27 protein-coding genes, 1 tRNA gene and 1 pseudogene are annotated in these 25,244 nt (G+C 60.9%); 20 read left to right on the top strand and 9 right to left on the bottom strand.

Features of this window, described 5'->3' with window-relative positions; translation table 11 throughout:
- The first annotated feature begins 55 nt into the window (after positions 1–55).
- The 5 genes from GC127_RS21045 to GC127_RS21065 all read left to right on the top strand — a co-directional run bounded on the left by GC127_RS21045 (position 56) and on the right by GC127_RS21065 (position 4,158).
- Positions 56–1,774, top strand: a complete 1,719-nt coding sequence (locus tag GC127_RS21045) for an acyl-CoA dehydrogenase (protein WP_151979505.1) — start codon at positions 56–58, stop codon at positions 1,772–1,774.
- Positions 1,774–2,817 (top strand): MBL fold metallo-hydrolase, encoded by a 1,044-nt coding sequence (locus GC127_RS21050; RefSeq protein WP_151979506.1) that lies wholly within the window; start codon positions 1,774–1,776, stop codon positions 2,815–2,817. The genes GC127_RS21045 and GC127_RS21050 overlap by 1 nt, the downstream gene beginning before the upstream one ends.
- 14 nt (positions 2,818–2,831) lie before the next feature.
- Positions 2,832–3,284 (top strand): hypothetical protein, encoded by a 453-nt coding sequence (locus GC127_RS21055; protein WP_008282587.1) that lies wholly within the window; start codon positions 2,832–2,834, stop codon positions 3,282–3,284.
- Between the two features lie 90 nt (positions 3,285–3,374).
- Positions 3,375–3,509 carry an aa3-type cytochrome c oxidase subunit IV gene (locus GC127_RS21060; protein ID WP_008282588.1) on the top strand — a complete coding sequence of 45 codons (135 nt, stop codon included), beginning with the start codon at positions 3,375–3,377 and terminating at the stop codon, positions 3,507–3,509.
- A 34-nt stretch (positions 3,510–3,543) separates the two neighbouring features.
- Positions 3,544–4,158 carry a hypothetical protein gene (locus tag GC127_RS21065; protein ID WP_151979507.1) on the top strand — a complete coding sequence of 205 codons (615 nt, stop codon included), beginning with the start codon at positions 3,544–3,546 and terminating at the stop codon, positions 4,156–4,158.
- Positions 4,159–4,430: 272 nt separating this feature from the next.
- Here GC127_RS21065 and GC127_RS21070 read toward each other — a convergent pair whose 3' ends face one another.
- The 3 genes from GC127_RS21070 to gpmI are packed head-to-tail and all read right to left on the bottom strand — an operon-like array spanning position 4,431 to position 8,425.
- Positions 4,431–5,771: a S41 family peptidase gene (locus GC127_RS21070; RefSeq protein WP_008282590.1), complete on the bottom strand. Its 1,341-nt coding sequence runs from the start codon at positions 5,769–5,771 to the stop codon at positions 4,431–4,433.
- A gap of 3 nt (positions 5,772–5,774) precedes the next feature.
- A complete protein-coding gene (locus GC127_RS21075) occupies positions 5,775–6,914 on the bottom strand; it encodes a murein hydrolase activator EnvC (RefSeq protein WP_008282591.1) in 1,140 nt (379 codons plus the stop codon).
- A complete protein-coding gene (gene gpmI, locus GC127_RS21080) occupies positions 6,911–8,425 on the bottom strand; it encodes a 2,3-bisphosphoglycerate-independent phosphoglycerate mutase (RefSeq protein ID WP_151992570.1) in 1,515 nt (504 codons plus the stop codon). Before gpmI ends, GC127_RS21075 begins: the two co-directional genes overlap by 4 nt.
- A gap of 234 nt (positions 8,426–8,659) precedes the next feature.
- Between gpmI and GC127_RS21085 the strand changes: the two genes are divergently transcribed.
- From GC127_RS21085 to cbiB, 3 genes are read left to right on the top strand one after another with little or no spacing between them, the layout of a single operon-like run.
- Positions 8,660–9,040, top strand: a complete 381-nt coding sequence (locus GC127_RS21085) for a DUF1636 domain-containing protein (protein WP_199861298.1) — start codon at positions 8,660–8,662, stop codon at positions 9,038–9,040.
- A 5-nt stretch (positions 9,041–9,045) separates the two neighbouring features.
- Complete coding sequence (gene cobD / locus GC127_RS21090; protein WP_151979509.1) at positions 9,046–9,990, top strand: threonine-phosphate decarboxylase CobD; 945 nt, start codon at positions 9,046–9,048, stop codon at positions 9,988–9,990.
- A gap of 14 nt (positions 9,991–10,004) precedes the next feature.
- The gene (gene cbiB, locus GC127_RS21095) at positions 10,005–10,886 is read left to right on the top strand and encodes an adenosylcobinamide-phosphate synthase CbiB (protein WP_254700259.1); all 882 of its coding nucleotides are present in this window, start codon (positions 10,005–10,007) and stop codon (positions 10,884–10,886) included.
- Positions 10,887–10,890: 4 nt separating this feature from the next.
- On the opposite strand, the gene GC127_RS21100 is transcribed toward cbiB, so the two are convergent.
- The gene (locus GC127_RS21100; RefSeq protein ID WP_008280340.1) at positions 10,891–11,538 is read right to left on the bottom strand and encodes a GntR family transcriptional regulator; all 648 of its coding nucleotides are present in this window, start codon (positions 11,536–11,538) and stop codon (positions 10,891–10,893) included.
- A 30-nt stretch (positions 11,539–11,568) separates the two neighbouring features.
- Positions 11,569–12,261, bottom strand: coding sequence for a M48 family metallopeptidase (locus tag GC127_RS21105; RefSeq protein ID WP_151979511.1), 693 nt, complete (start codon positions 12,259–12,261; stop codon positions 11,569–11,571).
- 113 nt (positions 12,262–12,374) lie between these two features.
- On the opposite strand from GC127_RS21105, the gene GC127_RS21110 reads away from it, so the two are divergent.
- Both GC127_RS21110 and GC127_RS21115 read left to right on the top strand, forming a co-directional pair.
- A complete protein-coding gene (locus tag GC127_RS21110; RefSeq protein ID WP_008280342.1) occupies positions 12,375–12,701 on the top strand; it encodes a TIGR02300 family protein in 327 nt (108 codons plus the stop codon).
- A gap of 84 nt (positions 12,702–12,785) precedes the next feature.
- Positions 12,786–12,861, top strand: a tRNA-Ala gene (locus GC127_RS21115).
- Positions 12,862–13,407: 546 nt separating this feature from the next.
- Here GC127_RS21115 and GC127_RS21120 read toward each other — a convergent pair.
- Positions 13,408–13,595: pseudogene (locus tag GC127_RS21120) on the bottom strand (IS3 family transposase); the annotation flags it as partial.
- Positions 13,596–13,791: 196 nt separating this feature from the next.
- On the opposite strand from GC127_RS21120, the gene GC127_RS21125 reads away from it, so the two are divergent.
- The 7 genes from GC127_RS21125 (at position 13,792) to GC127_RS21160 (ending at position 19,148) form a co-directional block, all read left to right on the top strand.
- On the top strand, positions 13,792–14,430 hold the full coding sequence (locus tag GC127_RS21125) for a hypothetical protein (protein WP_151979512.1): 639 nt from the start codon (positions 13,792–13,794) through the stop codon (positions 14,428–14,430).
- Positions 14,431–15,039: 609 nt separating this feature from the next.
- The gene (locus tag GC127_RS21135) at positions 15,040–15,516 is read left to right on the top strand and encodes a hypothetical protein (protein WP_151979514.1); all 477 of its coding nucleotides are present in this window, start codon (positions 15,040–15,042) and stop codon (positions 15,514–15,516) included.
- 104 nt (positions 15,517–15,620) lie between these two features.
- On the top strand, positions 15,621–16,166 hold the full coding sequence (locus GC127_RS21140; protein ID WP_151979515.1) for a hypothetical protein: 546 nt from the start codon (positions 15,621–15,623) through the stop codon (positions 16,164–16,166).
- 119 nt (positions 16,167–16,285) lie between these two features.
- Positions 16,286–16,852, top strand: coding sequence for a recombinase family protein (locus GC127_RS21145; RefSeq protein ID WP_151979516.1), 567 nt, complete (start codon positions 16,286–16,288; stop codon positions 16,850–16,852).
- Positions 16,853–17,887: 1,035 nt separating this feature from the next.
- Complete coding sequence (gene rpmB / locus GC127_RS21150; protein WP_008280343.1) at positions 17,888–18,178, top strand: 50S ribosomal protein L28; 291 nt, start codon at positions 17,888–17,890, stop codon at positions 18,176–18,178.
- Positions 18,179–18,280: 102 nt separating this feature from the next.
- The gene (locus GC127_RS21155; protein WP_151979517.1) at positions 18,281–18,628 is read left to right on the top strand and encodes a hypothetical protein; all 348 of its coding nucleotides are present in this window, start codon (positions 18,281–18,283) and stop codon (positions 18,626–18,628) included.
- Positions 18,629–18,671: 43 nt separating this feature from the next.
- The gene (locus tag GC127_RS21160) at positions 18,672–19,148 is read left to right on the top strand and encodes a copper chaperone PCu(A)C (RefSeq protein WP_151979518.1); all 477 of its coding nucleotides are present in this window, start codon (positions 18,672–18,674) and stop codon (positions 19,146–19,148) included.
- 127 nt (positions 19,149–19,275) lie between these two features.
- Here GC127_RS21160 and GC127_RS21165 read toward each other — a convergent pair whose 3' ends face one another.
- The 3 genes from GC127_RS21165 to ubiA all read right to left on the bottom strand — a co-directional run bounded on the left by GC127_RS21165 (position 19,276) and on the right by ubiA (position 22,543).
- A complete protein-coding gene (locus GC127_RS21165) occupies positions 19,276–19,611 on the bottom strand; it encodes a hypothetical protein (protein WP_008280346.1) in 336 nt (111 codons plus the stop codon).
- The gene (locus tag GC127_RS21170) at positions 19,608–21,515 is read right to left on the bottom strand and encodes an OmpA family protein (RefSeq protein ID WP_081506567.1); all 1,908 of its coding nucleotides are present in this window, start codon (positions 21,513–21,515) and stop codon (positions 19,608–19,610) included. Before GC127_RS21170 ends, GC127_RS21165 begins: the two co-directional genes overlap by 4 nt.
- 62 nt (positions 21,516–21,577) lie before the next feature.
- The gene (ubiA, locus tag GC127_RS21175; protein ID WP_151979519.1) at positions 21,578–22,543 is read right to left on the bottom strand and encodes a 4-hydroxybenzoate octaprenyltransferase; all 966 of its coding nucleotides are present in this window, start codon (positions 22,541–22,543) and stop codon (positions 21,578–21,580) included.
- A gap of 11 nt (positions 22,544–22,554) precedes the next feature.
- On the opposite strand from ubiA, the gene GC127_RS21180 reads away from it, so the two are divergent.
- From GC127_RS21180 to GC127_RS21190, 3 genes are all read left to right on the top strand, one after another.
- On the top strand, positions 22,555–23,286 hold the full coding sequence (locus GC127_RS21180; RefSeq protein WP_151979520.1) for a 16S rRNA (uracil(1498)-N(3))-methyltransferase: 732 nt from the start codon (positions 22,555–22,557) through the stop codon (positions 23,284–23,286).
- Positions 23,283–23,810 (top strand): hypothetical protein, encoded by a 528-nt coding sequence (locus GC127_RS21185; protein ID WP_008280350.1) that lies wholly within the window; start codon positions 23,283–23,285, stop codon positions 23,808–23,810. Before GC127_RS21180 ends, GC127_RS21185 begins: the two co-directional genes overlap by 4 nt.
- 63 nt (positions 23,811–23,873) lie before the next feature.
- Positions 23,874–25,244 (top strand): glutamate--cysteine ligase, encoded by a 1,371-nt coding sequence (locus GC127_RS21190; protein WP_008280351.1) that lies wholly within the window; start codon positions 23,874–23,876, stop codon positions 25,242–25,244.

Consider the following 25,244-nt stretch of genomic DNA (forward strand, 5'->3'; position numbering starts at 1 on the left):
AGGCCTTCGTGACGGATGCCAAGCGACGCCGACGAGATGAAAAGGAAAACGGAACATGCCCTATCGCGCCCCGGTTGATGAGTATCGCTTTCTGTTCGATCACATTGTTGGTCTCTCCCATGTCGTCGACACCGACCGTTTCGCCGAAGCAACGCCCGACATGACCGCCGCGATTCTCTCTGAGGCTGCGCGCCTGTGCGAAGAAGTGCTCTATCCCCTGCAACGCAGTGGTGATCTGCATCCTGCCAAGCTGGAGAATGGGGTGGTGCGCACCTCGCCCGGCTACGCCGATGGCTACCGCGCGATTGCCGATGGCGGCTGGGTGTCGATCAGCGCGCATCCCGATCATGGCGGCATGGGCCTGCCGTTGACGGTGACGACCGCCGTAAACGAGATGATGTCTTCTGCCTGCCTCTCGCTGCAACTCAACCCGCTGATGACCCAAGGCCAGATCGAGGCGCTGGAACATCACGCCTCCGACCATCTCAAGGCCACCTACCTGCCCAAGCTGGTCAGCGGCGCGTGGGCGGGAACCATGAACCTGACCGAACCGCAGGCCGGATCGGATGTGGGTGCGCTCCGCTCCAAGGCCGAACCGATAGGCGACGGCACCTATGCCGTGACTGGGCAAAAGATTTACATCTCGTGGGGCGACAACGACTTTACCGAAAACGTCTGCCACCTCGTGCTTGCGCGTCTGCCCGATGGCGTGCCGGGAACCAAAGGCATCAGCCTTTTTCTGGTGCCCAAGTTCATTCCAGACGAAAACGGCGCTCCGGGCAAGCAAAACAGCCTCAAGGTGGTCAGCCTTGAGCACAAGATGGGCCTGCACGGCAGCCCGACGGCGGTGATGCAATATGACGGCGCGATCGGATGGTTGGTGGGCGAAGCGCATGACGGCATGCGCGCCATGTTCACCATGATGAACAACGCCCGACTTGGGGTGGGTGGTCAGGGCATCGGCGTTGCCGAAGGTGCCTATCAACACGCGCTCGCCTATGCGATGGATCGCAAACAGGGTCGCACGCCGGTTCAAGGTGGGTCGGGCAGCATTATCGAGCATGCCGATGTGCGCCGGATGCTGGCCACGATGAAGGCCGACATTTTTGCCGCCCGTGCCATTGCCCTTGCCTGCGCGCAGGCCATCGACATGCAGACCGCCACAGACAAGCCCCATTGGGCGGCACGCGCAGCGTTTCTTACCCCGATTGCCAAGGCATTTGGCACCGATACCGGCATTGCAGTTGCCGAAATGGGGGTGCAGGTGCATGGCGGCATGGGCTTCATCGAAGAAACCGGTGCCGCGCAATATTCCCGCGATGTGCGCGTCACCGCGATCTACGAGGGCACCAACGGTATTCAGGCGATGGACCTCGCGGCGCGCAAGCTGATGGATGGCGGCGAGGCGGCCTATGCCCTGCTCGACGAGATCGAGGCACAGGCCGAGGCCGCCCGCGCCAGCCTGCCCGAACTGGCAGAACCCGTCTGGCAGGCCGCAGAGAGCCTGCGCGAGGCAGTGGACTGGATGCTTGGTCACCAAGACCTGAACCAGCGATTTGCCGGGGCGGCCCCGTTCCTGCGCGGCTTTGCAAGGGTCTTGGGCGGGCATTTCCACCTCAAGGCCGCCTTGACCGAAGCGGGCGACGGCCCGCGCACGCGTCTGGCGCGTTTCTATATCACGCGGCTATTGCCGGAACACGCCGGTCTCTTGGCCCATGCCACCCAAGGAGCAACCGATCTTTACGCCCTCACGCCCGAGGATTTCGCAGCCTGATGCATGGGGGAACGGTCATAGCTACGCCCTGGGACACGCCCCCCCCAAGTGGGTCTGCGACCGAAGTGGCGCCCGGTGTCCTTTGGCTGCGCCTGCCGTTGCCGATGGTGTTGGATCACGTCAATATCTACGCGCTGGATGAGGGCGAAAGCTGGACCATCGTTGACACCGGCATTCATTCCAAGCGCAGCGTGGCCCTTTGGGAGGATATGCTCGCCGGTCCGCTCCAAGGCCGCCCGGTGCGCCGCGTGATCCTGACCCATCATCATCCCGACCATATCGGCATGGCGGGCTGGTTGATGGAGCGTTTCGGCGCAGAGCTTTGGGCCTCGCGCACGAGTTGGCTGATGGCGCGCATGCTGATCCTTGATGTCGAGGACAGCCCAACGCCGCAGGCCCTCGCCTTTTCACGGGCGGGCGGGATGGACCCTGACGTATACGAGGCCCGCAAGGCCGAGCGCCCCTATAATTTCTCAGACATCTGCGCCCCCATCCCGGTGGGCTATACCCGTATCCAAGAGGGGGGTGTGATCCGCGCAGGCGGCTATGATTGGGATGTGCGGATGGGCGGGGGGCATGCCCCTGAACATGTCACGCTGTGGTCGCGGACCGGCAATCTGGTTCTGGCCGGGGATCAAATCCTGCCCGGTATCAGCCCCAATATCGGCGTTTATCCGACCGAGCCAGAGGCCGATCCGCTGGCCGACTGGCTGGCAGCCTGCGACCGTCTGGCGGCCCATGCCCATGACGATCACCTCGTCTTGCCCGGACATAAACTGCCCTTTACCGGCCTGCCGTTTCGCATGCGGCAATTGCGGGACAATCACCATGGCGCACTCGACCGGCTGCGCGATTTTCTCAGCACGCCGCACACCGCCGCCGAGTGTTTCCCCCTGCTCTTCAAGCGCCAGATCGACCGGGGCACCTATGGTCTGGCGCTGGTCGAGGCCATTGCGCATCTCAACCACTTGCTGCACGCTGGTGAGGTAACCCGCTGGCGACGCGCCGACGAGGCGTGGCTCTGGCAAATCAAGGATCTCTGACAAGGGGCCGCCCCATGGAACAGACCATCCACACCACCGCCGACGCCGTTGAGGCCGACGCCATGCCCCGCGCGCATGAGGTGCATTCCGACCCGAACCAGCCCTGTATCGAAACAGCCGCTAACTCTCTGACCAATGGCGCAGGCCAGACCAAGAGCGCGGCGCAATGGGCCTATGAACGCCTGATTCTCTATATCCAGAACTTTGAGAAAACACTTGATGAGGCGCATGAGGTGGCCATGGGCTTTGCCGGGAGCGATAGCGGCGTGATCCGCATCGAAGGCATGGGCTATTTCGAGCCAGACATCCTGACGTTTTACGGACAGGATCAGATGGGTATGCGCACGCAACTGATCCAGCATGTCGGACAGCTTAGCGTGATGCTGCGCGCCCTTCCGAAACAGGTCGAGACAGCAGAGCCGAACCGGATCGGATTCCGCCTCGCCCAAGACCTTAACAAAGCCTGAGACCGCGACAGCTTGGGTGGTGACAGGCCCAGCCAAATGGGCTATCCAACGGCGGAATTTGAACGGAAGTCAGCAAGGGACACGCAGAACATGGCCGAGCACAAGCATGGTGAAATGAATATCGACGTTCAGGAAAAGACCTTTGATGGGTTCATCAAATGGGTGACATATGTCGCCATCGCCTGCATCGTCCTGTTGCTCTTTATCGCTGCGGTCAACGGCTGATCTTGCGGTTCGGCTCCCGCGCTGAGGGTATGTAATGCGGTCATTGGTTCTGGCGCTTGCCGCCTCTCTCACGCTGGCGGGATGTTCGGCGGAATCGGTCTGGGCACCGGATGAAGAGGTGGCGCGCGCCGCCTATCGCCATGATGGCCCGCCGCGCCTGACCCTTTATACGATGATCAACAATAGTAACGGTTCTGGCGCGCATACCTCGCTGATGGTCAACGGATCGCAGCGGGTGATTTTTGATCCTGCGGGATCCTTCAACAAGGCCAAGCACCTACCCGAGCGCAATGATGTTCTCTTTGGGATCAATCCACAGGTCGAGGATGTCTATACCCGCTACCATGCGCGCGAGACCTTTCGGGTGCAGATACAGCAACTCGACGTCTCGCCGGAATTGGCCGAACGCGCGCTGCAACTGGTAAAGGCCAACGGACCGGTGCCGCAGGCACAATGCTCGTTCGCCACGTCGCGCATTCTGGCAGAGCTTTTTCCCGGCCAGATTCCCACCTCTTGGTATCCGCGCAAAACCGCCGAGGCCTTTGGCCAAATCCCCGGCGTGACCGAGCAGACGCTGTACGAATACGACAGCGACGACAATTCCAATGTCCTCGCCGCTTGGGACCCGCAGCGCGCCAAGGCACAGTGATCCGAACAAAAGACTTGGCCTGAGTCGTCTCGCGCCATGCGATGCGTCTTGAAGTGTGCTAGATGATCTTCGCACGAGTGGTCGTAGGGCCAAATCCGCTTGCCTGAGATGTGGCGCTCTCGGCACCATCTCGTGGCAACGCCGCCCGTGGGGATTGGGGCAAAAGACAGCACTATCCCCCTGCCAGATGCAGAGCCGCCGCCCCCCCAAACAGAAAACCACGCCCCCACAGGGCGGACGGGGCTTTGATTTCGTGGAATTGAGCGAGGGGGTTATTCCGGCTGGCCCCCAGCCATAACCGAGAGACCGCGCAGGATATCAATGGCATAGGCCAGTTGATAATCATCTTCGCGCAGCTTGGCCGCCAGTTCGGCCCGTGCCCGATCTTCTTCGATCTGCTTGATCTCATCCTCGGTCAAGCTGTCATTGTTCAGTCGTCCACGAAGATCGGCCTCAGAGCGGTCGGGACGATTCGTGGTCTCTTCCTCCTCGGTCTGCGGCGCGCGCGGCGGCTGCTCGACAAGAATGTCAGGGCTCACACCAAGCGCCTGAATAGAGCGGCCCGATGGCGTGTAATACCGCGACGTGGTCAAGCGCATTGCGCCGTTCCCCCTCAGCGGCATGACCGTCTGCACCGAGCCTTTGCCAAAGCTCTTGGTGCCCACAACGATAGCCCGGTGATGATCCTGCAACGCACCTGCCACGATTTCTGAAGCGCTCGCAGAACCGCCATTGATCAAAACCACGATCGGCTTGCCATTGGCCAGGTCGCCGGGCGTGGCATTAAAGCGCTCGCCGTCCTGCGGGTTGCGGCCTCTTGTGCTTACGATCTCGCCCTTGTCCAGAAACGCATCCGAAACTTTGATCGCCTGCGTAAGCAGGCCGCCCGGATTGTTGCGCAGATCAAGGATGATGCCGCTCACCTCATCTTCGCCACCCAATTCCTCGATCTTTTCGGCAAGGCCACTTGCAAGATTGGCATAGGTTTGATCGTTGAATGTGGTCACGCGCAGAACAACCGCATCTTGTTCGGCACGCGCGCGCACCGCCGTCAGTTTGATCGTGTCGCGGATGATCGAGACGTCAAACGGTTCCGGAGACCCCTCGCGCACCACGGTGATAAGGATCTCGCTACCTACCGGCCCGCGCATCAGATCCACCGCCTCGTCAAGCGTCAGACCCAAAACGCTGGCCCCATCGACATGGGTGATAAAATCGCCCGCCTCGATACCCGCCTGATCCGCCGGGGTGCCATCCATGGGCGAGACCACCTTGACGAAGCCATCCTCTTGCGTGACCTCGATCCCCAAACCGCCGAATTCGCCACGCGTCTGCACCTGCATGTTCTCGGCATCATCGGGCGAGAGATAGCTGGAATGCGGATCAAGCGAGGTCAACATGCCGTTGATCGCCGCCTCGATAAGCTCCTTGGTTTCAACCTCTTCGACATATTGCGCGCGGATGCGTTCAAAAATATCTCCAAACAGATCAAGCTGTTCGTAGACGTTATTGGTCGTCTCGGCCTCCTGCGCCAACAGCGGGGCGGCCACCTGTGTCGTTACCACGGCGCCGGTCAAAATGCCGGCAGAGGCAGCCATCAGGAATTTTTTCATGTCTCAACCATCCTTATCGGTCTTGAACCACGTGAGCGGGTCCACTGGAGAATTGTCTTGCCGCACCTCAATATAGAGCGTCTGCGTGCGTCTGGCACCCGTATCCTGCACATTGGCGGCAAGTAGCAGATCACCTTCGGTGCCCGCACCCCCCATAAGCCCCACTGGGCTACCGCCCGGCAGGACCTGCCCTGCCTGACCATAAACAACATCAAGGCCCGCAAACACCAGCAAAATCCCCGCCTGTGGTTCCAGAATGATCACATTTCCGTAGTCAAGCAAAGGACCGCGATAGCGCACGGTCGCGGCACTGGGCGAAGTGACAAGGGCGCGCGGGCGCGTGGCCAATAGAATGCCGGGGCGTGCAATCCCGGCGGCGTCCGCCTCGCCCGCGCGGCGCAGGATCACCCCTTCGGCAGGCAGCGGCAGCGCGCCTTTGCGCGCCGTGATATCAGGTAGGCTACCGGGTGCCTCATCTACCGCAATCTCGCTGAGACCACTGGCGAACCCCTCCAGCGTCTCGGTCGAGGCGATCAGCAACGCGGTCCTGACCGGGTCCTCGGTGAAGCGGCGCGGCAGGTCTGTGCGCTCGGCCATGGCGGTGCTGAGCGCGGTGCGCGCCTCTTGCACGCCTTCCAGCCCCTCTTGCAGCTTGTCTGCCGCACTTTGCTGAAGCACACGCAGCACGCTCAACTCCTGCACCTTGTCGCGCAGTTCGAGCGCGCGCGCATCCAGCGCCGGTGCAACCTCGGACAGGATCATACCCGCCCGCGCCGTGCCAACCGGCCCCGATGGATGCATCAGCAGCACCGGCACCGGCGCACTGCCCATGCCCGAGAGCACGCCCAGCAACTGCGCAATCTCGGCCTCGCGCGCCTGCAATTCGGCCCCAAGTGACTGTTCGCGCAGTGATGCCCGGCGCAGCCCGTCGCGCATCGCCTCAAGCCCATCCTCATAGGCCGAAATCACTTGGGTCAGGGCCTTGACCCGGTTCTGTGCGCCCTCTGCCTCAGCCAGGGCCTCGGCGGCTAGGCTGAGCTGTTCACTGGCCGCCCGTGCTGCAGCCGCAGGGTCCTGCGCCAAAGCGGGCGAAAGCGTGCCACAGAGCAGAAATACAGCGCAACAGGTGGGCAAAAACCTCATGTCAGCAGGGTCTCCCCGGTCATTTCCACCGGTTGTTGCAGCCCCATCAGCTGCAACACCGTCGGTGCGAGATCCGCCAACCGCCCCCCCGCACGCAGGCCCGCCCCCTCTGGCCCACCCAACAAGATCACTGGAACGGGGTTGAGCGTGTGGGCGGTATGCGGCCCGCCGGTTTCAGGATCGACCATCACTTCGCAATTGCCGTGATCCGCCGTGACAATCATCGTGCCGCCCACTTCTGCCAGCGCCGCGACAACTTTGCCAAGCCCTCGGTCCACAGCCTCGCAGGCTGCCATAGCCGCCTTGAGATCGCCGGTATGGCCGACCATATCGGGATTGGCGTAGTTCACCACGATCAGATCATAGCGCCCTCGGATCGCCGCGACCAGCCGGGTCGTCACCTCGTCGGCGGACATCTCGGGCTTGAGATCATACGTCGCGACATTGGGCGAGGGGGCCATGTAACGATCCTCGCCCGGCTCCGGTTGCTCTTTGCCCCCGTTCAGGAAAAAGGTCACATGCGGATACTTCTCGGTCTCGGCCAGATGAAACTGGCAAAGCCCGTGTTGCGCCACCCATTCAGCAAGAGTGTTGACGATGTCGCGCGAGGGAAAAACTGTATCGAACCACGCAGTATGCGCCTCGGAATATTCCACCATCCCAAGCAGCGCCGCCCACTGCGGACACTCTCCCCGCTCGAATGCGGCAAAGGCCGGATCGGCAACAGCTTGCAGGATTTCGCGAGAGCGGTCAGCGCGAAAGTTGAGACAAAAGAGACCATCGCCATCTCGCGCGCCGGCGTAATCGCCAATCACCGTCGCGGTGATGAATTCGTCGGTCTCGGACCGCGCATAGGCATTGGTGATTGCCATCCGCGGATCGGGGCAGCGCAGGCCGCGCCCTGAAACAATCGCCTCATAGGCTTCTTGAACGCGCGACCAACGGTTGTCACGGTCCATGGCAAAGTAGCGCCCCGTGACGGTGGCGATACGCACCTCCGGCGGCATCAAGTCGCGCAAGGCCTCCAACTGCACCCGCGCCGATTTCGGGGCCACGTCCCGCCCGTCGGTCAGGGCATGAAGCAGAACCGGCACGCCCGCTTCGGTCAGGGCACGCGCCGCCGCCGCGATGTGATTGAGATGCCCATGCACCCCGCCATCTGACATCAGCCCCAGAAGATGTGCGCGCCCGCCACTCGCCTTCATCTTGGCAATAAAGCCCTGCAAGGCGGTGTTTGAAAAGAAGGATCCATCGTCAATGGACAGGTCGATCTGGCCCAGATCCATCGCCACAACGCGCCCCGCGCCGATATTGGTGTGACCCACCTCGGAATTGCCCATCTGCCCGCGCGGCAGGCCCACATCCGGGCCATGGGTGATCAATGTGGCATGGGGGCACGTGGCCATCAACCGGTCGAAAACAGGCGTCTGCGCCAGATGCGGCGCATTGGCATGGGGGCTGTCGCTCAGCCCCCAACCATCAAGGATGCACAGGACGACGGGTTTCGGCATGCTTTCTCCTGACCTTCGTGTTGCCGCCTTCTAGCCTGTCGGGACCGCAGGGTGAAGGTGCTTTGCAGTCGCGCCGCAATCCGGCGGAAACCTGTCGCGCCTCGCGCGGTTCGTCTTCGTGCCGCGCTCTATCAGAGCGCGACGGTCCAACGTCACGCAGGCGGCCCCCTCAGGATGCTTGCGAAGGCAGCGGAATTCCGCTTGAACGGGCCAGCGGACAAGGAAAGGCACAAAATGACAACCTGGATCACCATCTGCGACACCTGCAAACGCGAGGATTGGGACGCCGCCACGCACAGCCGCCCGCATGGCGAAGATCTTGCCGCCCTCGTCGAGCGCGCGGCAGAAGGCCATCCCAACGTCCGCACGCGCCGGGTGGCCTGTCTCATGGGCTGCGGCAAGGGCTGTAACGTCGCCATTCAGAGCGCGGGCAAGCTGGCCTATACCTTGGGCGATTTCACCCCCGAAAGTGACGCCGCCGAAGCGATTGTCGCTTATGCCGCGCTGCATGCCGAGAGCGCGACAGGTCAAGTGCCCTACAAACAATGGCCGCAGGGGGTAAAGGGGCATTTCGTAACCCGACACCCTCCTCTGCCCACCGAACCAGAGGTCTGAGGACCATGCACCGGGATCATGGCGGCGGCCTTGACGCGGCGCGGGCAGACTATGGCGGGGCGCGGGCCGATTGGCTTGACCTGTCGACAGGGATCAACCCCCTGCCCTACCCGGTCGAGATCACATCCCCCGAGGCTTGGACCGCCCTGCCCGACCGCGCCGCGCAAGAGGCGCTGACCACGGCCGCACGGGTATTTTGGCAGGTGCCCGATGGGGCGGCGGTGCTGGCCGCGCCCGGTGCCTCTGCTCTGATCGCGCGCCTGCCGGGGCTGCGCGCGCCCGGTTCGGTGCATATCCCCGGCCCGACCTATAACGAACATGCCGCGAGTTTCCGCGCCCATGGCTGGCAGGTGATCGACACCCGCACAACCGATGCGCCCATCGACGCGCGGGTGATCGTGCATCCCAACAATCCCACGGGACAGTTCTACGGGGCGCAAGATCTGACCGCTCCCCTGAAGGTGATCGACGAGAGTTTCTGCGACGTGGCCCCGGATCGCACGCTGGTGCGCCATGCGACGACACCGGGCACAATCGTGCTCAAGAGCTTCGGCAAGTTTTGGGGTCTGGCGGGGCTGCGGCTTGGCTTCGCCATCGGCGCACGCGCCGAGGTGGATCAGTTGGCCGACATGCTTGGGCCATGGCCGATCTCTGGCCCGGCACTGGAAATCGGGGCAAGGGCACTCAACGATCCCGACTGGGCGCGCGAAACGCGGGTGCGCCTGAATGAAGAGGCCGCGCACCTCGACGCGCTGATGTGGCGCGCCGGGGCCGAGGCGGTCGGCGGCTGTGCGCTGTTCCGGCTATACCGGGTCAACTCTGCGCAGGCGTGGCACGAGCGGTTGGCGAAACACCGCATCCTCATCCGGGTGTTTCCCTATGCAGAGGATCTGATCCGTCTGGGCCTGCCGGGGCCGGATGGCTGGGCACGGCTCGAGGCGGCACTGTGATCCTTGTATGGGCAATGCTGCTCGATGCAGCCTTGGGCGAACCACGTTGGCTCTGGGATCGGCTGCCGCATCCGGCGGTTCTGATGGGGCGTGCGGTGGGCTGGTGCGACCGGGTGCTCAACCGCGGCGTGGCGCGGCGGGCGCGGGGTATTGCGGCCATGACCGGGCTCGGGGTCTTGGCCCTAGGGCTCGGATGGGCCTTGGCGCAACTTGGCCCTGTGGTCGAGGTCATCGTTGCCGCGATCCTTTTGGCGCAACGCTCGCTTGTGGATCACGTGGCAGCCGTGGCGCGGGGCTTGCGTATTTCTTTGGGCGACGGGCGGCACGCGGTGGCACAGATCGTGGGGCGCGACACGGCGGCGATGCAGCCCTCGGATGTGGCGCGCGGGGCCATCGAATCAGCCGCTGAAAACCTCAGCGACGGGGTCATCGCACCTGCCTTCTGGTTGCTGATCGGGGGGCTGCCGGGGCTCATGCTCTACAAGATCACAAATACCGCCGACAGCATGATCGGCTATCGCACACCGCGACATGAGGCCTTTGGCTGGGCGGCGGCGCGATTCGACGACCTGCTCAATCTGGCACCCGCACGCCTGACGGCCGCGCTGATCCTCGCCACTCACGGGCTCTGGTGGCAATGGGATCAGGTCGCGCGCGAAGCGCGCCAACACCGCTCGCCCAATGCCGGATGGCCCGAGGCCGCGATGGCGCGGGCCTTGGGCGTGGCCCTGTCCGGCCCCCGCTCTTACCACGGCACGCGCCAAGAGTTTCCCTATGTGAACGCGACCGGGCAACGTGACATCGGCGCGGCAGAGATTGAAGCCGCCTGCGGCGCGCTCTGGCGGGCGTGGGGCGCGGCTCTGGCTTTGGTGGCGGTCTCTACGCTTCTGATCTGACGCCTTAGCCGATCAGCATCTTCAGACCTTGGGTGACATCCGAGCGCACCGCGAGACGCAGGCTCGGCTCATCCCCTGCCTTGAGGGCCGCGATGATCAACCGGTGATAATGCGGCGGGTCTTTGCGCCGCAGGCGGCCATAGAGGGCCCGCATGGTCGGACCAAGCTGAAGCCAAACGGTTTCCGCCATCGCCAACATGGCTGGCGCTTGGGCGCGCAGATAGAGCGTGCGGTGAAATTCCAGATTGCGTCGGATATAGGCCACCGCGTCCTGTCGGGCGATATCCTCAGACACGCGGGCGTTGATGCTCTGGAGACGGTCAATCAGCGCGATATGCGCCCGCGGCAGCGCGCGACTGGCCAGTTCCACCTCGATCAGCGCACGCAGCGCCGCCAGCTCTTCGATCCGTTCGCTGTTGAGTTCCGGCGTAGACACGCGGCCAGAGCTGGACATGGTCAGCGCACCCTCGGCCGAAAGACGGCGCACGGCCTCACGCGCAGGCGTCATCGACACGCCGAACTCTGCGCCAATTCCCCGCAGGGTCAGTGCCTGCCCCGGAGCAATCTCGCCATGCATGATGCGCGACCGCAGACCGCGATAGACGCGGTCATGCGCAGACGGAGACGGATCGGGGCGTGGCGGCAAAAGCATGCGCCCATGTGATCACAAACTGCGCTTAGGTCAATTGCCGAAACGATACCGGTGCAACGCCCCGCCTTCGCGTCGAAGCCAGGCGCGCCGCGTTTCATACTCGGGCATCAGCCGCGCCACTTCGGCCCAGAACGCGGGCGAATGGTTCATCTGCGCCAGATGCGCGACCTCATGCGCCGCCACATAATCCAACACAGCGGGCGGCGCGAGGATCAGCCGCCAAGAATAGCTCAGCGCCCCCGAGGCCGAACAAGACCCCCACCGCGACCGCGTGTCGCGCAGGGTCAGCCGGGTATAGCGCCGCCCCAAAAGGCCCGCGTAATGATCCGAGGCCGCCGCCAGCCGATCCCGCGCCCGCGCTTTGAGCCACCCTTCCAGACGCGCCGCAGCGCTTTCTTCTGGCCCCGGCACACAAAGTTGCCCCGGCGCGCGCTGAACACGCCGCCCACTGCCCAGCACGATTCGCAGTATCTCGCCCTCAACCGGAAGATCGCAGCCAATGCCCACAGCCATCTGCCCCGGTCGCCCCTCCAGATGACCGCGCAGCCAATCAGCCCGCGACCGGGCAAAGGCCAAAGCCTCTGCCTCGCTTACACCGCGCGGAATCGTCAGGGTCACACGCCCGTCCAGCCCCGACACACGCAGCGAAATGCGCCGCGCGCGCGCACTGTGGCGCAAAGTCAGGGCAACCGGGGGGTTGCCCGTCAGCGTGTGATGGCCCATATGCGCTCCTGCTCGGGGTCCGGGTGTCACCGTCAAAGGCTTTGACAGCCATTCAATGTTATGGCAGGGGACGCGGATCGTCGACAAGACCAGAGATTCAAAGGGGATCACCCATGCCCAAGGAAGAATGGGGCGTCAAGCGTATCTGCCCGACAACCGGCAAACGCTTTTACGACCTGAACAAGAACCCGATCGTCAGTCCCTACACCGGCGAGGTGGTGGAACTGTCGTCGCACAAATCGCGCTCGATGGCTCCGGACGCTGAAGATGCGGAAACGAAGAAACTGAAGGCAGGGAGCATCCTTGATGATGATGCGGATCTGCTGGATGATGATGACGTTGATGTCGAGCTGGATGATGATCTGCTCGAGGATGACGAGGACGAGGATGTGTCGCTCGACGACATCGCCGACGTGGCCTCGGACGACAACGATCTTTAATGATCGGAGGGCGGGATTTTCCACTTGATCCCGCCCGCCGCTTTGCTTAGAGAGCGGCGCACGGCCCAATGCGGCCATGGAATTGGGGCCTTAGCTCAGCTGGGAGAGCGCTTGCATGGCATGCAAGAGGTCAGGGGTTCGATCCCCCTAGGCTCCACCAATTCCTTATAGTTCAATATGATAGCTGAACATTAGAGTGGTGTAACACACAGGTGTGACACAGAATGAAGCTACATGCGTATCTAAGCAAATCACGACACGGTATATTCTATTTCCGCTGGCCACTGCCACCATATGGCCATCATGCCACCCGAAAGACCTTTCGGCTGTCTTTAAAGACGCGATGCCCACATGAGGCTGGCATGTTGGCCCGACACCTCGCAAGTTGCGGGTTCGTGTTGAAGCAACAACTACAAGAAGTACGCATGGACCACGCAACACTCCGGGCAGCAGTCATTGACTACTTCAGCAAACAACTTGCCGAGGCGAGAGCACGCCGTGCGTCTCTTGGGCCGCAAACGCCAGCAGAACGCGAACAGGTTGTGAATACCATTAGCATGCTCGAACAGGCAAATAGCGAGTTCTGGCAACTCTTAGGGCGCGATCACGCCGAACAAGAGCTTGGCCGGTTCTTTGAAGCCACCGGGCTATCACGTCACGAGTACTGTGAATCGTCCCGGTTTCACCGGAGACCTATAGCTTCATTTCACGCGACCATATCGAGCACGTCGCGCTGTGCATAGAAGTTCTCCTCAGCCTCCGCTGGCGGGATGTTTCCGATGGGGCCAAGCAGGCGTCTGTGGTTGAACCAATCGACCCATCCGAGGGTGGCCATTTCCAGATCCTGCATGTTACGCCACGGGCCTTGGCGATGGACAAGTTCGGTTTTGTAAANTGCTCAAAAACCATCCGGACCGCACGTGCGCGGACCTCTGGCGAGTAGCGATTTGCCATTTTGCTTTTTGTCATAACCATCATCCTTACTTAAGTTGACGGTCTCCGACAAACTCGGGGCGATTCAGACCACCTTGAGCGCGCGCGCCTCGTTGAGGACCGGGGTCGCGAGACAGGCTCCGTCACCACCTCTGACGTGCTGACGACCGACAGCGACACGCTGTTCCCGCTGCAGGCTGCTCTGGGCTATGACATTGCCCAGCACCTGTTCATCGCAAAGGACAACCTCGTGGTAGAGGGGCCGTCCGACTTCCTCTTCATGCAGACCATCTCAGAGCGGCTGATAGAGGACGGGCGCGAGGGACTCGACAAGCGCTGGTCAATCATGCCGCTGGGCGGAGCGGACGTGATCCCGGCATTTGTCGCGCTCTTGGGCAACCACCTTGACGTGACAGTTGTGGTGGACTCTCGAAAAGAGGGCCACCAGAAGCTGACCGCTCTCTCCAAGGCTGGATTTCTGGGGAGGAAACGGATCATCACCGTTGGCAAGGTTGCCGACCGAAAGATGGCCGACATTGAGGACCTGTTCGCCAAAGATGACTACCTGGCACTCTACAACGCTGCCTTCGGCAAGAAGATCAGGGCAGCGGACCTCAAGGGCACCGACCCCATTGTGCGGCAGATCGCCCGCAAAGAGGGCGTGGACCGCTATGACCACAACGCCCCGGCTGAGGTCCTTCTTCGCGAGCGAGCGAAGCGCGTTGCCGCCCTCTCCGATGAAACGCTGGACGCCTTTGAGGCACTGTTCAAGCGGATCAATGAAACCCTTGGATAGCTTGGCCTTCGATCAATGCATACCGACACGCTAGTATACGGCGAACTATCCTGTGAGGTATCAAGCCGCGATGACGCTCAGTTTTCGGGCACCCTTAAGTACCGGGCGTTCGTCAGCGGTGAGTTCGTTGGTCCTGATGTACATAGCATCTCTGATCAGTTTCAGGCTGTGTGTGAACTCATAGATCGAGGCGGGCAAGTTCGGCACGGGATCGTTATGACCGGATACCACAACGGAGCAAATGAGGGCGATGTCGTGCGGTTGGACGGCGAAGTTATTGGCGTATGGGCAATGTCTGAGGACGATGACTGGAGCATGTTCACTGCTGGCGGCTCCTCGGAGTGCACCTTGAGTGCACCGTCTGCGTGGATGCTTCATGACAGTATCGCAAGTTGGGTTAAGAGTGCCGGAGATGATGCAGACTAGCAGACCAGCCTACGGATTTACCGCGGATGACTGTCCGAGAACTACGGCACATTTTTTCAAGGGGGTATATACTGTGTCCCGCGACCCGATCTCCCCCATAGGCCCCTTCGGAATGTCTTCCAAGCAGGTGAGAACGGTCTGAGTTGAAACGAAGAACTTGGCGGAGGTTGAGGAGAAGACAGAATGACCAGTGGAAGAGGCAAGCGCATCAAGCCTTTCAGGAAATATGTGGCGGAGGGGAAGAGCACCTATACCGTTTTTTACCACTTCGAGATCACGGATCGAGTGGCTGAGGTTGTAGTCCGTCTTCTGTTGAACGAGTCGAAGCCTTACGTTGAATTGGGCAAAGGCCGGGCTATCCTGCACCATAAAGCGCATATCCCGGACACTCAGGATCATCTTCATTTTCGAGTTAAGGGCACGAACATCGCAGCCATTAACAAGGATGGTTCGGCCCATGACAAAAGTCATGGCGTCATGCTCCAAAAATGGGCGACTAACGGCGCGAAGAAGTACTTTCCCGACTTTCATATTCCCGATGACGGATTGATTGAGAGCATCTTTTGCGATGAAGTGACACTGCTGACTGAGGAAGCGGATCACGGGCAAGTGGTCTTGTCTCCAGATGTGCAAAGCGAAGCGGAGCAGGCAGTCGAATAGCAATGATCTGAACTGCGCCGGGCTGGTGTTACATGCACAACCGTGGCTGACTTATCGCCCTGACTTGCCTAACGTGATGGGCAGGTGGCGTGTGAGGTTGAGAAATGGGACTGGCAGACTTGGTAGATGAGTTCTTAAGCGATCCTCAGACCTGCTTTTCAGGTGACGAGGATTGCATAGATTTTGAGTTTTCCGACATGCACACCATCGACGACAGCATCAAGATTGCATGCGGTTCAACAGGAGTGTGCGGAAAACGGCATCCGCATCAGTATCGAATTCCATCAAGCATCTTAGCTCAACTCACACGCTCCCTTCTAGCCGTCTCCGATACGATGGTCGTCGTTCGTGAGTTTGATGAACTGCACGACCTCATTGTTCGACATTGCGACCGCATCAAGGGTGCAGGGCCATTGCTTGCTTACGACACGGCACTGAGGATTTCAGAAGGTTACTTAGACCTAGAGCCCAAGTATGTTTACCTGCATGCTGGTGCAAAAGAGGGAGCACGGCACCTAGGTGTCCGGGGCACAAAGCAACCATTGGATGCCTTCCCACTTGAAATGCGAAAGTTGACGCCAGCGCAAGCTGAAGACTTTCTTTGTATCTATAAGCGCAGACTTGCGGGTTTGGTCATGCGATCTCATTAGACCTTGCCCTTATGAGACAGCACTAACCGCCCAACACATCGTCTCACACAAGTAACTCTTGACTTTTGAGACAAATTGCCTCCCTGTGTCTTAAACTCGTATGAGACAGGAGTGTTGTTATGCTTATCGGATATGCGCGAACCTCGACCCTAGACCAGACTGCCGGGTTAGAAGGGCAACTACGTGACTTGAAGGCCGCTGGCTGTGAGAAAGTGTTCGAGGAGCAGGTATCTTCCGTCGATGTAGCGGCACGAGCAAAGCTCGCTGAGGCGGTTGAGTATGTCAGAGACGGTGACACCCTTGTGGTCACGAAACTAGATCGGCTTGCAAGGTCAGTGCCTCACCTATTGGACGTGCTTGAAGAGATAAAGGGTAAAGGCGCCAGCCTACGTATTTTGGGCATGGGCATTGATACAAACACTCCGACAGGGAAGTTAATGCTGACCGTGCTGGGTAGCGTTGCCGCATTCGAGCGCGAGATCATGCTAGAGCGTCAACGTGAGGGTATTGCGAAGGCTAAGGCTGCTGGGAAGTACAAAGGGCGCAAGCCGACAGCGCGGGCGAAGTCTGAGGAAGTGTTGCGGCTTCATCAGGAAGGCGTCGGAGCATCGAAGATCGCTGCGGAATTGGGGATTGGCCGTGCATCCGTTTACCGCATCCTTGGAGACACGGAGAGCGCCGCCTGAGGCACCTGAGTTTTTCGGCCATATAGTCCCGTTGCATCGCTTGGGCGACCATCCGGGCGCGGCGACAAAGGAAGGCCACTTAGCAGGCGGCTCCGGGGCTATTCGATAGAATGGGGGCGCATCTATTTGCTTTTGCGGCCCGGTTTATTCAGGATCGTTTGCCCCGACGATGCTTGACGTGGCCCCAGCCCAAGCCTCTTAGCAAGAGATGACTGCAATCCTACGAGCCGGTTAGCACCTACCCCTCCATCCTATAGATAGAAAAATCACACCCGGCTCCGTTCGCCCTTTAACCCTTCATACTATAGACAGGTCAAATGTGGCGAGTGCCGCATCTGTTTTCACCGAGGGTTATATTACATCAGAGTAAGCTCGGATAAGGGTGCAGGGCTATTATACTTATATAGCTGATTGATATATCTACATAATATTCTGATTATATACTGATCTATAACCCGAATTAGTATCTAGGTTATATAACTGACTGATATAACTGTGTTATATAATGGTTGGATTAGTTGATTACATAACTCAATGCTCAATCTGTTATGGGTCAGCCCGGGTTGCATCTATTTAAGATATTGATTTATAATAATTATTTTAGGGATATAGCTAACCACGTGAGAACAAAGGTTGCAGTTAGCTAGAGTGTGACGCTATAGTGTGGCACAAGACAAACCATCACACTTCAATAGTGTTCTTTATCAACAACTTAGGAACTCGTCCGGGCTCCCCCTAGGCTCCACCAATTCCCCGTCATACACTGATAGTTGACCGCCTTCGACCAAAAGACCGACCTTGCAGTCGCCGTCTCGGTTTTGGGCCGGACAGCCTCGCCAACGGCGACCACAGGCTCGAGACCCAGAACGTTAGGGGAAGCTTCCTGATTGCGGCAAATTCGGCCCGAGAATCCCTTGACGCGCCTGTGCTTTGAGCCTAAAGACGCCAAACGGAATTCGGGGCGCTGCCTGTGGTGGTGCCCGTTTGTGTTAAGAAGGGCCAGCACGCGCCCTCAGCAAGAACGAGGATGATCTCATGTCGCGCCGCTGTGAACTGACCGGAAAAGGCCCGATGGTTGGCAATAACTCCAGCCACGCCAACAACAAGACACGTCGTCGGTATCTGCCGAACCTCAACGACGTGACCCTGCAATCCGAGACCCTGAATCGCGGCATCAAGCTGCGGATCTCGGCGCATGCCCTGCGCAGCGTCGACCATCGCGGTGGTCTGGATGCGTTTCTTGCCAAGGCCAAGGACGACGAGCTGTCGGCCTCCGCGCTGAAGGTCAAGAAAGAGATTGCCAAGGCGCAGGCCGCAACCGCCTGAACCAAAGCGTAAACTGTTTCGCGAACAGCCCTGCCCAACCGGCGGGGCTGTGCTTTTTTGTCGCTTGCCCATGCCGGGCGCGCAGGCCTATACCTCTGGCCGATGAGACCACTGCACCCGATCCTGGCCTTGGCCCTCTGCCTTGTTCTGGCCCTTACAAGCCAGAGCCTTGCCGTGGCACGCGGCATGGCACAGCCCGTAGGCCAGATCGTGCTCTGCACCGGCACAGGGCCGATCACAGTCGCAGTGGACGCAGAGGGGCAGCCCCTTGCAACGCCCCACCTCTGCCCTGATTGCTTGCCCGGTTTTGCCGTTGTGCTGGACACGCCCCTGGCCCTTGGCCTGTGGCTGGCGTCAGAGCGGCGGATCAGCACGATTACAGTGGAACGCCATGCTGCGATGCGCAGCTTGCCCCCGAATGTCGCACGGGCACCGCCTGTGGCGGTCTGACAGCCAATTTCAGACCGTAACTCAGACATTCAAGGAGCGACCCATGTCCTTCAAATCCACCCTTCTGGCGGCCTTCGCCACAACCATCCTTGCCGTGCCCGCACTGGCCCAAGAAATCCAAGTGCTTGACACCTACGCCCGCAGCGCCAGCCCAACGGCCAAGACCGGCGCGGCCTTCATGCTGATCGAGAATATCGGCGATACTGATGACCGCCTGATCGGCGCGGTCTCGCCCGCCGCGCAACGGGTCGAGTTGCACACCCACATCGAAGAGAGCGGCGTGATGAAGATGGTGCATGTCGAAGAAGGGTTTGCCATCACAGCAGGTCAGACGCTGGTGTTGGAACGCGGCGGCGCGCATGTAATGCTGATGGGCCTCACCGAGAGCTTTGAGCAAGGCAAGATCATACCGATAACGCTGCTGTTCGAGAAATCCGGCGAGATCGTGGTCGACGTGCCCGTCGATCTGGCGCGCAAACCAGAAGAGGGCCACGGCAAAGCGCACGGGACCAAACACTAACCGGTTTAGGCCCTCGTAAGGCATCGCAACGCAAATTTCTGATCGCCTTCAAAGTGTTTCGGTTGTTCATTGGAACGCCGAAACACTTTTTTCGCTTGATGCGGCCCTGCCGAACGTCGCTAAAGTATCAGCCGACGGCGCGACCAGCCATCTTTTCAAGATGCGCGCGCAGTTGTTCAGCCTCATAGCGCGCCTCGCGCAGACCGTCCATGGTGGCGGCCAGTTCTGCCTCGGTCTGGCTGATCTGATTGGTCAACTCCGCCTCACGCTGTTGCAGATAGGTGATCGCCTGATCGCGGGTTTCTTCGGCCTCGTGCAGTTCTTGCGCCAACCGCTCCAGTTCCCCGACATCCGATCCCGGCACGCGGATAAAGCGATGTACCAGCCAATTGGCGAACCAGCCCATGCAGAACGCCACGAAAAGAACGATGGCGGTTGCGATGATGAATTCGGTTCTATTCATTCGGTTGGCGTATCCTGCGTGGTCTCTTCTGCCTCTGCACCTTCTTCCCCCGGTTCTTCAAGGCTTTCAAGCGCTGTTTGCTCATCTGGCAGTGGCTCGGGGCGGATCAGGCGAAATTCGATACGGCGGTTGGTCTCGCGGCCCTCTTCGGTCTCGTTATCAGCGATGGGCACGCTCTCGCCATAGCCCTTGGCGTCAATGCTCGATGTCAGCACGCGGCGCATTCGCAATTCGTCCAGAACCGCGCGCGCACGCGAGAGGCTGAGTTGCGCGTTCATATCCTCGCCACCCTGGCTATCGGTATGGCCGCCGATTTCCATCCGAACCTCGCCGCATTTTTTCAGCACATCGGCAATGTCATCCATGATGGCCGCCCCTTGGGCATCAATCTTGGCCGATCCCGGCTCAAAGTTGATCTTGCGCTCTGCTTGGATCCCAGCGATTTGCGCCTCGCATTCCTCTGGCGTCGGAAGCCCGGCCACAGGATCGAGGGCCTCTTTATACGTCACGTCGATAGAGTATTGTTCTGCCTCGCCCAGCTTTTCCGCAAGAAACTGCGCGATTTCCGCACTGGCAGTCTTGCGGCCCGTATTTCCCTTAACGCCTATATTATCGGGCGTGACGGTTACGACACCGTTCGACAGATAGGACAAGGCTTCAAGCCCGGTCAGAACGCGGATCGGCCAATCACGCGGCAAACCCTCGGCGACCCGCGCCGTCAGATGCACCGAATCTGACGAAAACCGCGCCTTGGCAAAACTACGCACCGTCTCGCGGCTGGTCTCGCTGCCCACCCGGCCCCGAATCAGAACCTGACCTTCGGGCGACAGAGTGGCCACAAACTCTGGCGCTGCGGGCTGCGCGGCATCGGGCGGCGGCGGCAACGTGGCAGTAAGGGCAAAAACCTCGGGCAGATCGGCCTCAAGTTTGCCCGCCACATCGTCAAAGAGGCTCTGCGCCGTGCCTTCGGGCGCCAAAAGCGCTACATCGGCATCCGAAAACGTAACCGTCCCGCCGCCAAGGTCCGCGACCGCCGCGATGGCCAGTTCTGCCGCCCGCGACCATTGGGGCGAGGGCACACCCATCCCGACCACACAGTCGGCCTTGGTCTGGATGCCAGCCTTGCCCGCAGCGCGCAAAATACCATCGCGCGCCTCTTCGGTATCCGCAGAGCAGGAGTCGAATCGCGCGCCTGTTTCGTCGATGACGAACCGCAGGGTAAACGGCGTGATCACTGGCCGCGGTGCCGAGATTGCGAGCGCCAGGCGCACATCGTCCGGGGCCGTGCGCGCCAGATCCGTCTCGATCCGGCGCTGTGCCTCTGTGCTGTCAACCATGGCCTTGATCTCGACCCTGTCCGCGCTCACCGAAATCTTGGCGCGCGGCAATTTTCCCAGCGACCGCACCGCATAACGCAGCGCTGCGGGCCATGTCTCTGGATACGGGTAATCTGCGGAATCAAGTAGGTCGGCCACCGGGACGTCATCGGTCACAGACGCGATATCCGCCAAAAGCTTATCTCGGTCCGTGGCGGCAGGTACCAGCCCGATCAAGGAAATGCCGCTATCGTTGCGCAGGATTTCGATGGCAAAGCGCGGCGGCGCGATATCGGCCGCATCCTGCACCAACATCTGGTCGATCACCCGCGCTGCATCAACCACCGTGCCCGCCAGCGACAGCGCCTTGAACCGCAACGCCTCAGAGGGCGCGGTGCCCGCCAGAAAGAGTTGCAGCCCGTCCGTATCGACATCGGCCCAGACCAATCCAACCCGGTCCAACGTGTCACGCACCGCCCGCCGAGAGCTGTCTTCGATGGCGCTCACAGCAAAGCCTGCGGCAACAACCGCAAGCACCGCTGCCCCGACAAAGGTTCCGGCGATCGTAAAGGCAGATGATAAACGCATCGGGCAATAGCCAATTTATGAGTGCTGCCCACGTCTTTAGGCGTGCGGCGGCATGAGTTCAATCACAGCAGACAAGCGACGGCGAAAAACGGCACAGGCAAGAGACCTGCATCGCGATTGGACCGGAAAAGGTGAAGCAAGCGCGCGGTATCGTCCAACCGCAAGCGGCGCATCTGGCCTTGCATATGCCAGCCCATCATCCACGGTCCGCAGAGCGCCACAAGAAGCGCCGTCATCCGGGCGTCCGGCACCGCAAGAATAACCGCCAACGCCATCAAAGAGACAGTCGCCACCAAAAACCACCGCAGCCAGCGCGGGGAATTGTCGCCAAAGAGCCGCGCCGTGGATTTCACCCCGATAAGGGCGTCATCCTCGGCGTCCTGATGGGCATAGATCGTGTCATAAAAGAGCGTCCAGGCGATACCCGCGAGATAAAGGATCACAGCAGGTATCTCGAGGCGTCCGCTATGGGCCGTCCAGGCCAAAAGCGCGCCCCAGTTAAAGGCAAGACCCAGAAAGACCTGCGGCCACCAGGTGAACCGCTTGGCAAAGGGATAGACGGCGACGGGCAAGAGCGAGAGTATGCCAAGCACGATTGCGGCGGTGTTGAACGTCAGCAGAATCCCGAATGCAATCAGCGCCTGCACCGCCATCCAGATCAGCGCGCCGCGCACCGTGACCTGCCCCGAAGGAATAGGCCGCGAGGCCGTGCGCGCGACAGAGCCGTCGATATGCCGGTCGGTGATGTCATTCCAGGTGCAGCCCGCCCCGCGCATAAGAAAGGCACCAAGACCACAGCCGATGAAGATCCACAGATCATGCCACCCCGCCTGCCCATCTGACAGCATCGCCAGCGTCAGCCCCCACCAGCAGGGCAAAAGCAATAGCCATGTGCCAATCGGTCGATCTGCTCGGCTCAGCCGCAAATAGGGGCGCGTCGCCGCAGGGGCCAATCGGTCCACCCAATTGCCCGCATAGGCATCGGCCACCTGTCCCGTGGCCTCTGGCGTCTGGTTCTTTGCGGTCATATGTTGGCCCCATGAAAGCAGCGAAGATCAGGCTTTATGTAGAGCACCCGTTGGGGGAAGGGCAAACCATTCCTCTGACGCAACCACAGGCCCATTACCTCTTTGGGGTGATGCGACAAGGCGTCGGTGATGCTGTGCTGCTCTTTGACGGGCGGCACGGCGAATGGCGCGCCGACGTGATCGAGGCAGGCAAGCGCGGCGGGGTGTTGCAGGTGGCAGAGCAGACAGCCCCGCAGCACGATCCGCCGGATCTTTGGCTCTTGTTCGCCCCGATCAAAAAGGCGCGGACCGATTTCATCGTCGAGAAAGCCGCCGAGATGGGGGCAGCGCGGATCATCCCAGTTCAGACCGAGTTCACCAATGCCGAACGCATCCGACAGGACCGCCTTCAGGCCCATGCCGTCGAGGCCGCCGAGCAATGCGGCGGCACCTTTGTGCCCGAAGTCGGCGATCTGCACCGCCTTGACCGGGTGCTTGCGGACTGGCCCAAGGACCGGCAGTTGATGTTTTGCGATGAGGGGCTGGCGGGCCACGCGGCAACGCTTGCCGGTGATTTGCCGCGCGGCGCGCCTTGGGCCATCCTGATCGGCCCCGAGGGCGGGTTTTCAGAGGCCGAGCGCGCGCGCCTCGCGGCGCTGCCGCAGGCGCATGCCGTCAGCCTTGGGCCTCGCATCCTGCGCGCCGATACGGCGGCGGTGGCGGCAATGACGCTCTGGCAACGCGCTTTGGGGGATTGGACATGAGCTTTATTCGCCCGCAAGCGCGCGCTGCTCTCTGGCGCTGGCGCGAAGTGCTCAGCGGTGTCGGGTTGGCGGCACTTGGGCTCTGGTGGGGGATCGGCAGCTATGGCCTTTTGCAATGGCTGGGCTACGCGCTTTTGATCCTTGCCGGGGCAGTACTGGTGATGGGGCTGCAACGCGCGCGATTTCGCGCAGGCGCGGGCGGCCCCGGCGTGGTGCAAGTGGACGAGGGGCAAGTCGCCTATTTCGGGCCTCTGACGGGGGGCGTGGTGGCCATTCGCGATCTTGACGCGCTCACGCTCGATCCCACAGGCAAGCCGCCACATTGGGTGCTAAGCATAGATGGCGCGCCCGCGCTGCATATCCCGCTCAACGCCGAAGGGGCCGAAGCGCTCTTTGACGCCTTCGCCGCCCTGCCCGGCCTGCGCACCGAACATATGCTGGCGCAGATGCGCCGCCTACCCGATCACCCAACCGTGATTTGGCAGAACCCGCAAAGCGCGGTCTCGCACCTTAGGCTGCATTGACAGTCCGTGTGTTTGCCGCCAACTGTGTCGCCCGAGACAATGCCCTGATCAGGAGGCCCGAATATGTCTATCCCACAATCCGGCGGCGGGCCGATCGAACGCCATGAGCAACTTGCAGAATATCTGGCAAGTGGTTGCAAACCCAAGCAAGATTGGCGCATTGGCACCGAGCATGAAAAGTTCGGCTATTGCAAGGACACGCTGCGCCCCATTCCCTACGAGGGGCCGCGCAGCGTATTGGCGGTGCTTGAAGGGCTGCGCGATGTGCATGGCTGGTCGCCCGTGGAAGAGGGCGGCAAGCTCATCGGCTTGGAAAAGGACGGGGCGAATGTCAGCCTCGAGCCGGGCGGTCAATTAGAGCTTTCGGGTGCGCCGATTGAGACCATTCACCAAACCTGCGACGAAGTGAACGACCACCTGCGCGAGGTCAAAGACATCGCCGACAAGGTGGGCGTGGGCTTTATCGGCCTGGGTGCTGCCCCGATCTGGATGCATGACGATATGCCGCTCATGCCCAAGGGCCGCTACAAGCTGATGGACAGCTATATGCAGAAAGTCGGCACCATGGGGCGCACCATGATGCGCCGCACCTGCACCGTGCAGGTCAATCTCGATTTCTCCTCAGAACCCGACATGGTGCAGAAACTGCGCGTGGCGCTGGCCTTGCAGCCGGTGGCAACAGCCCTTTTCGCCAATTCGCCGTTTTTCGAGGGCAAGCCCAATGGGCACAAAAGCTGGCGCGCCCGCGTCTGGCGCGATCTTGATCCCGCGCGCACCGGCATGTTGCCCTTTGTGTTCGAAGAGGGTTTCGGGTTTGAGGCCTATGCCGATTACGCGCTCGATGTGCCGATGTATTTCGTCTATCGCGACGGCAAGTATATCGACGCTCTGGGGCAGTCGTTCCGCGATTTCCTGCGCGGTGAACTTCCTGCCCTGCCCGGCGAGAAACCAACGCTGAGCGATTGGGCGGATCACCTGACCACCACCTTCCCCGAGGCGCGGATCAAGAAATTCATGGAGATGCGCGGGGCCGATGGTGGCCCGTGGCGCAGGCTCTGTGCGCTGCCTGCCTTCTGGGTGGGGTTGATGTATGACCAATCCGCACTTGATGCGGCATGGGACGTCTGCAAGGGCTGGGATGCCGAGACGCGCGATGCGCTGCGGGTGGCGGCCAGTGTGGACGGGCTTCAGGCGCGGGTGGGCGACATCCACATGCACGAACTGGCCCGCGAGGTTCTCAACATCTCTGAGGCGGGCCTTAAGGCGCGCGCGCGGTCGGGCGGCGGCGGCATGATCCCCGACGAGACGCATTTCCTCAATGCGCTGCGCGAAAGCGTCGAGACCGGCAAGGCCCCGGCGGATGAATTGCTGGACCGGTATAATAGCGATTGGGCGGGTGATCTCAGCCGGATTTACGCTGACTACAGCTATTAA

Source organism: Roseovarius sp. EC-HK134 (assembly GCF_902498815.1).
Lineage (GTDB): Bacteria > Pseudomonadota > Alphaproteobacteria > Rhodobacterales > Rhodobacteraceae > Roseovarius > Roseovarius mucosus_A.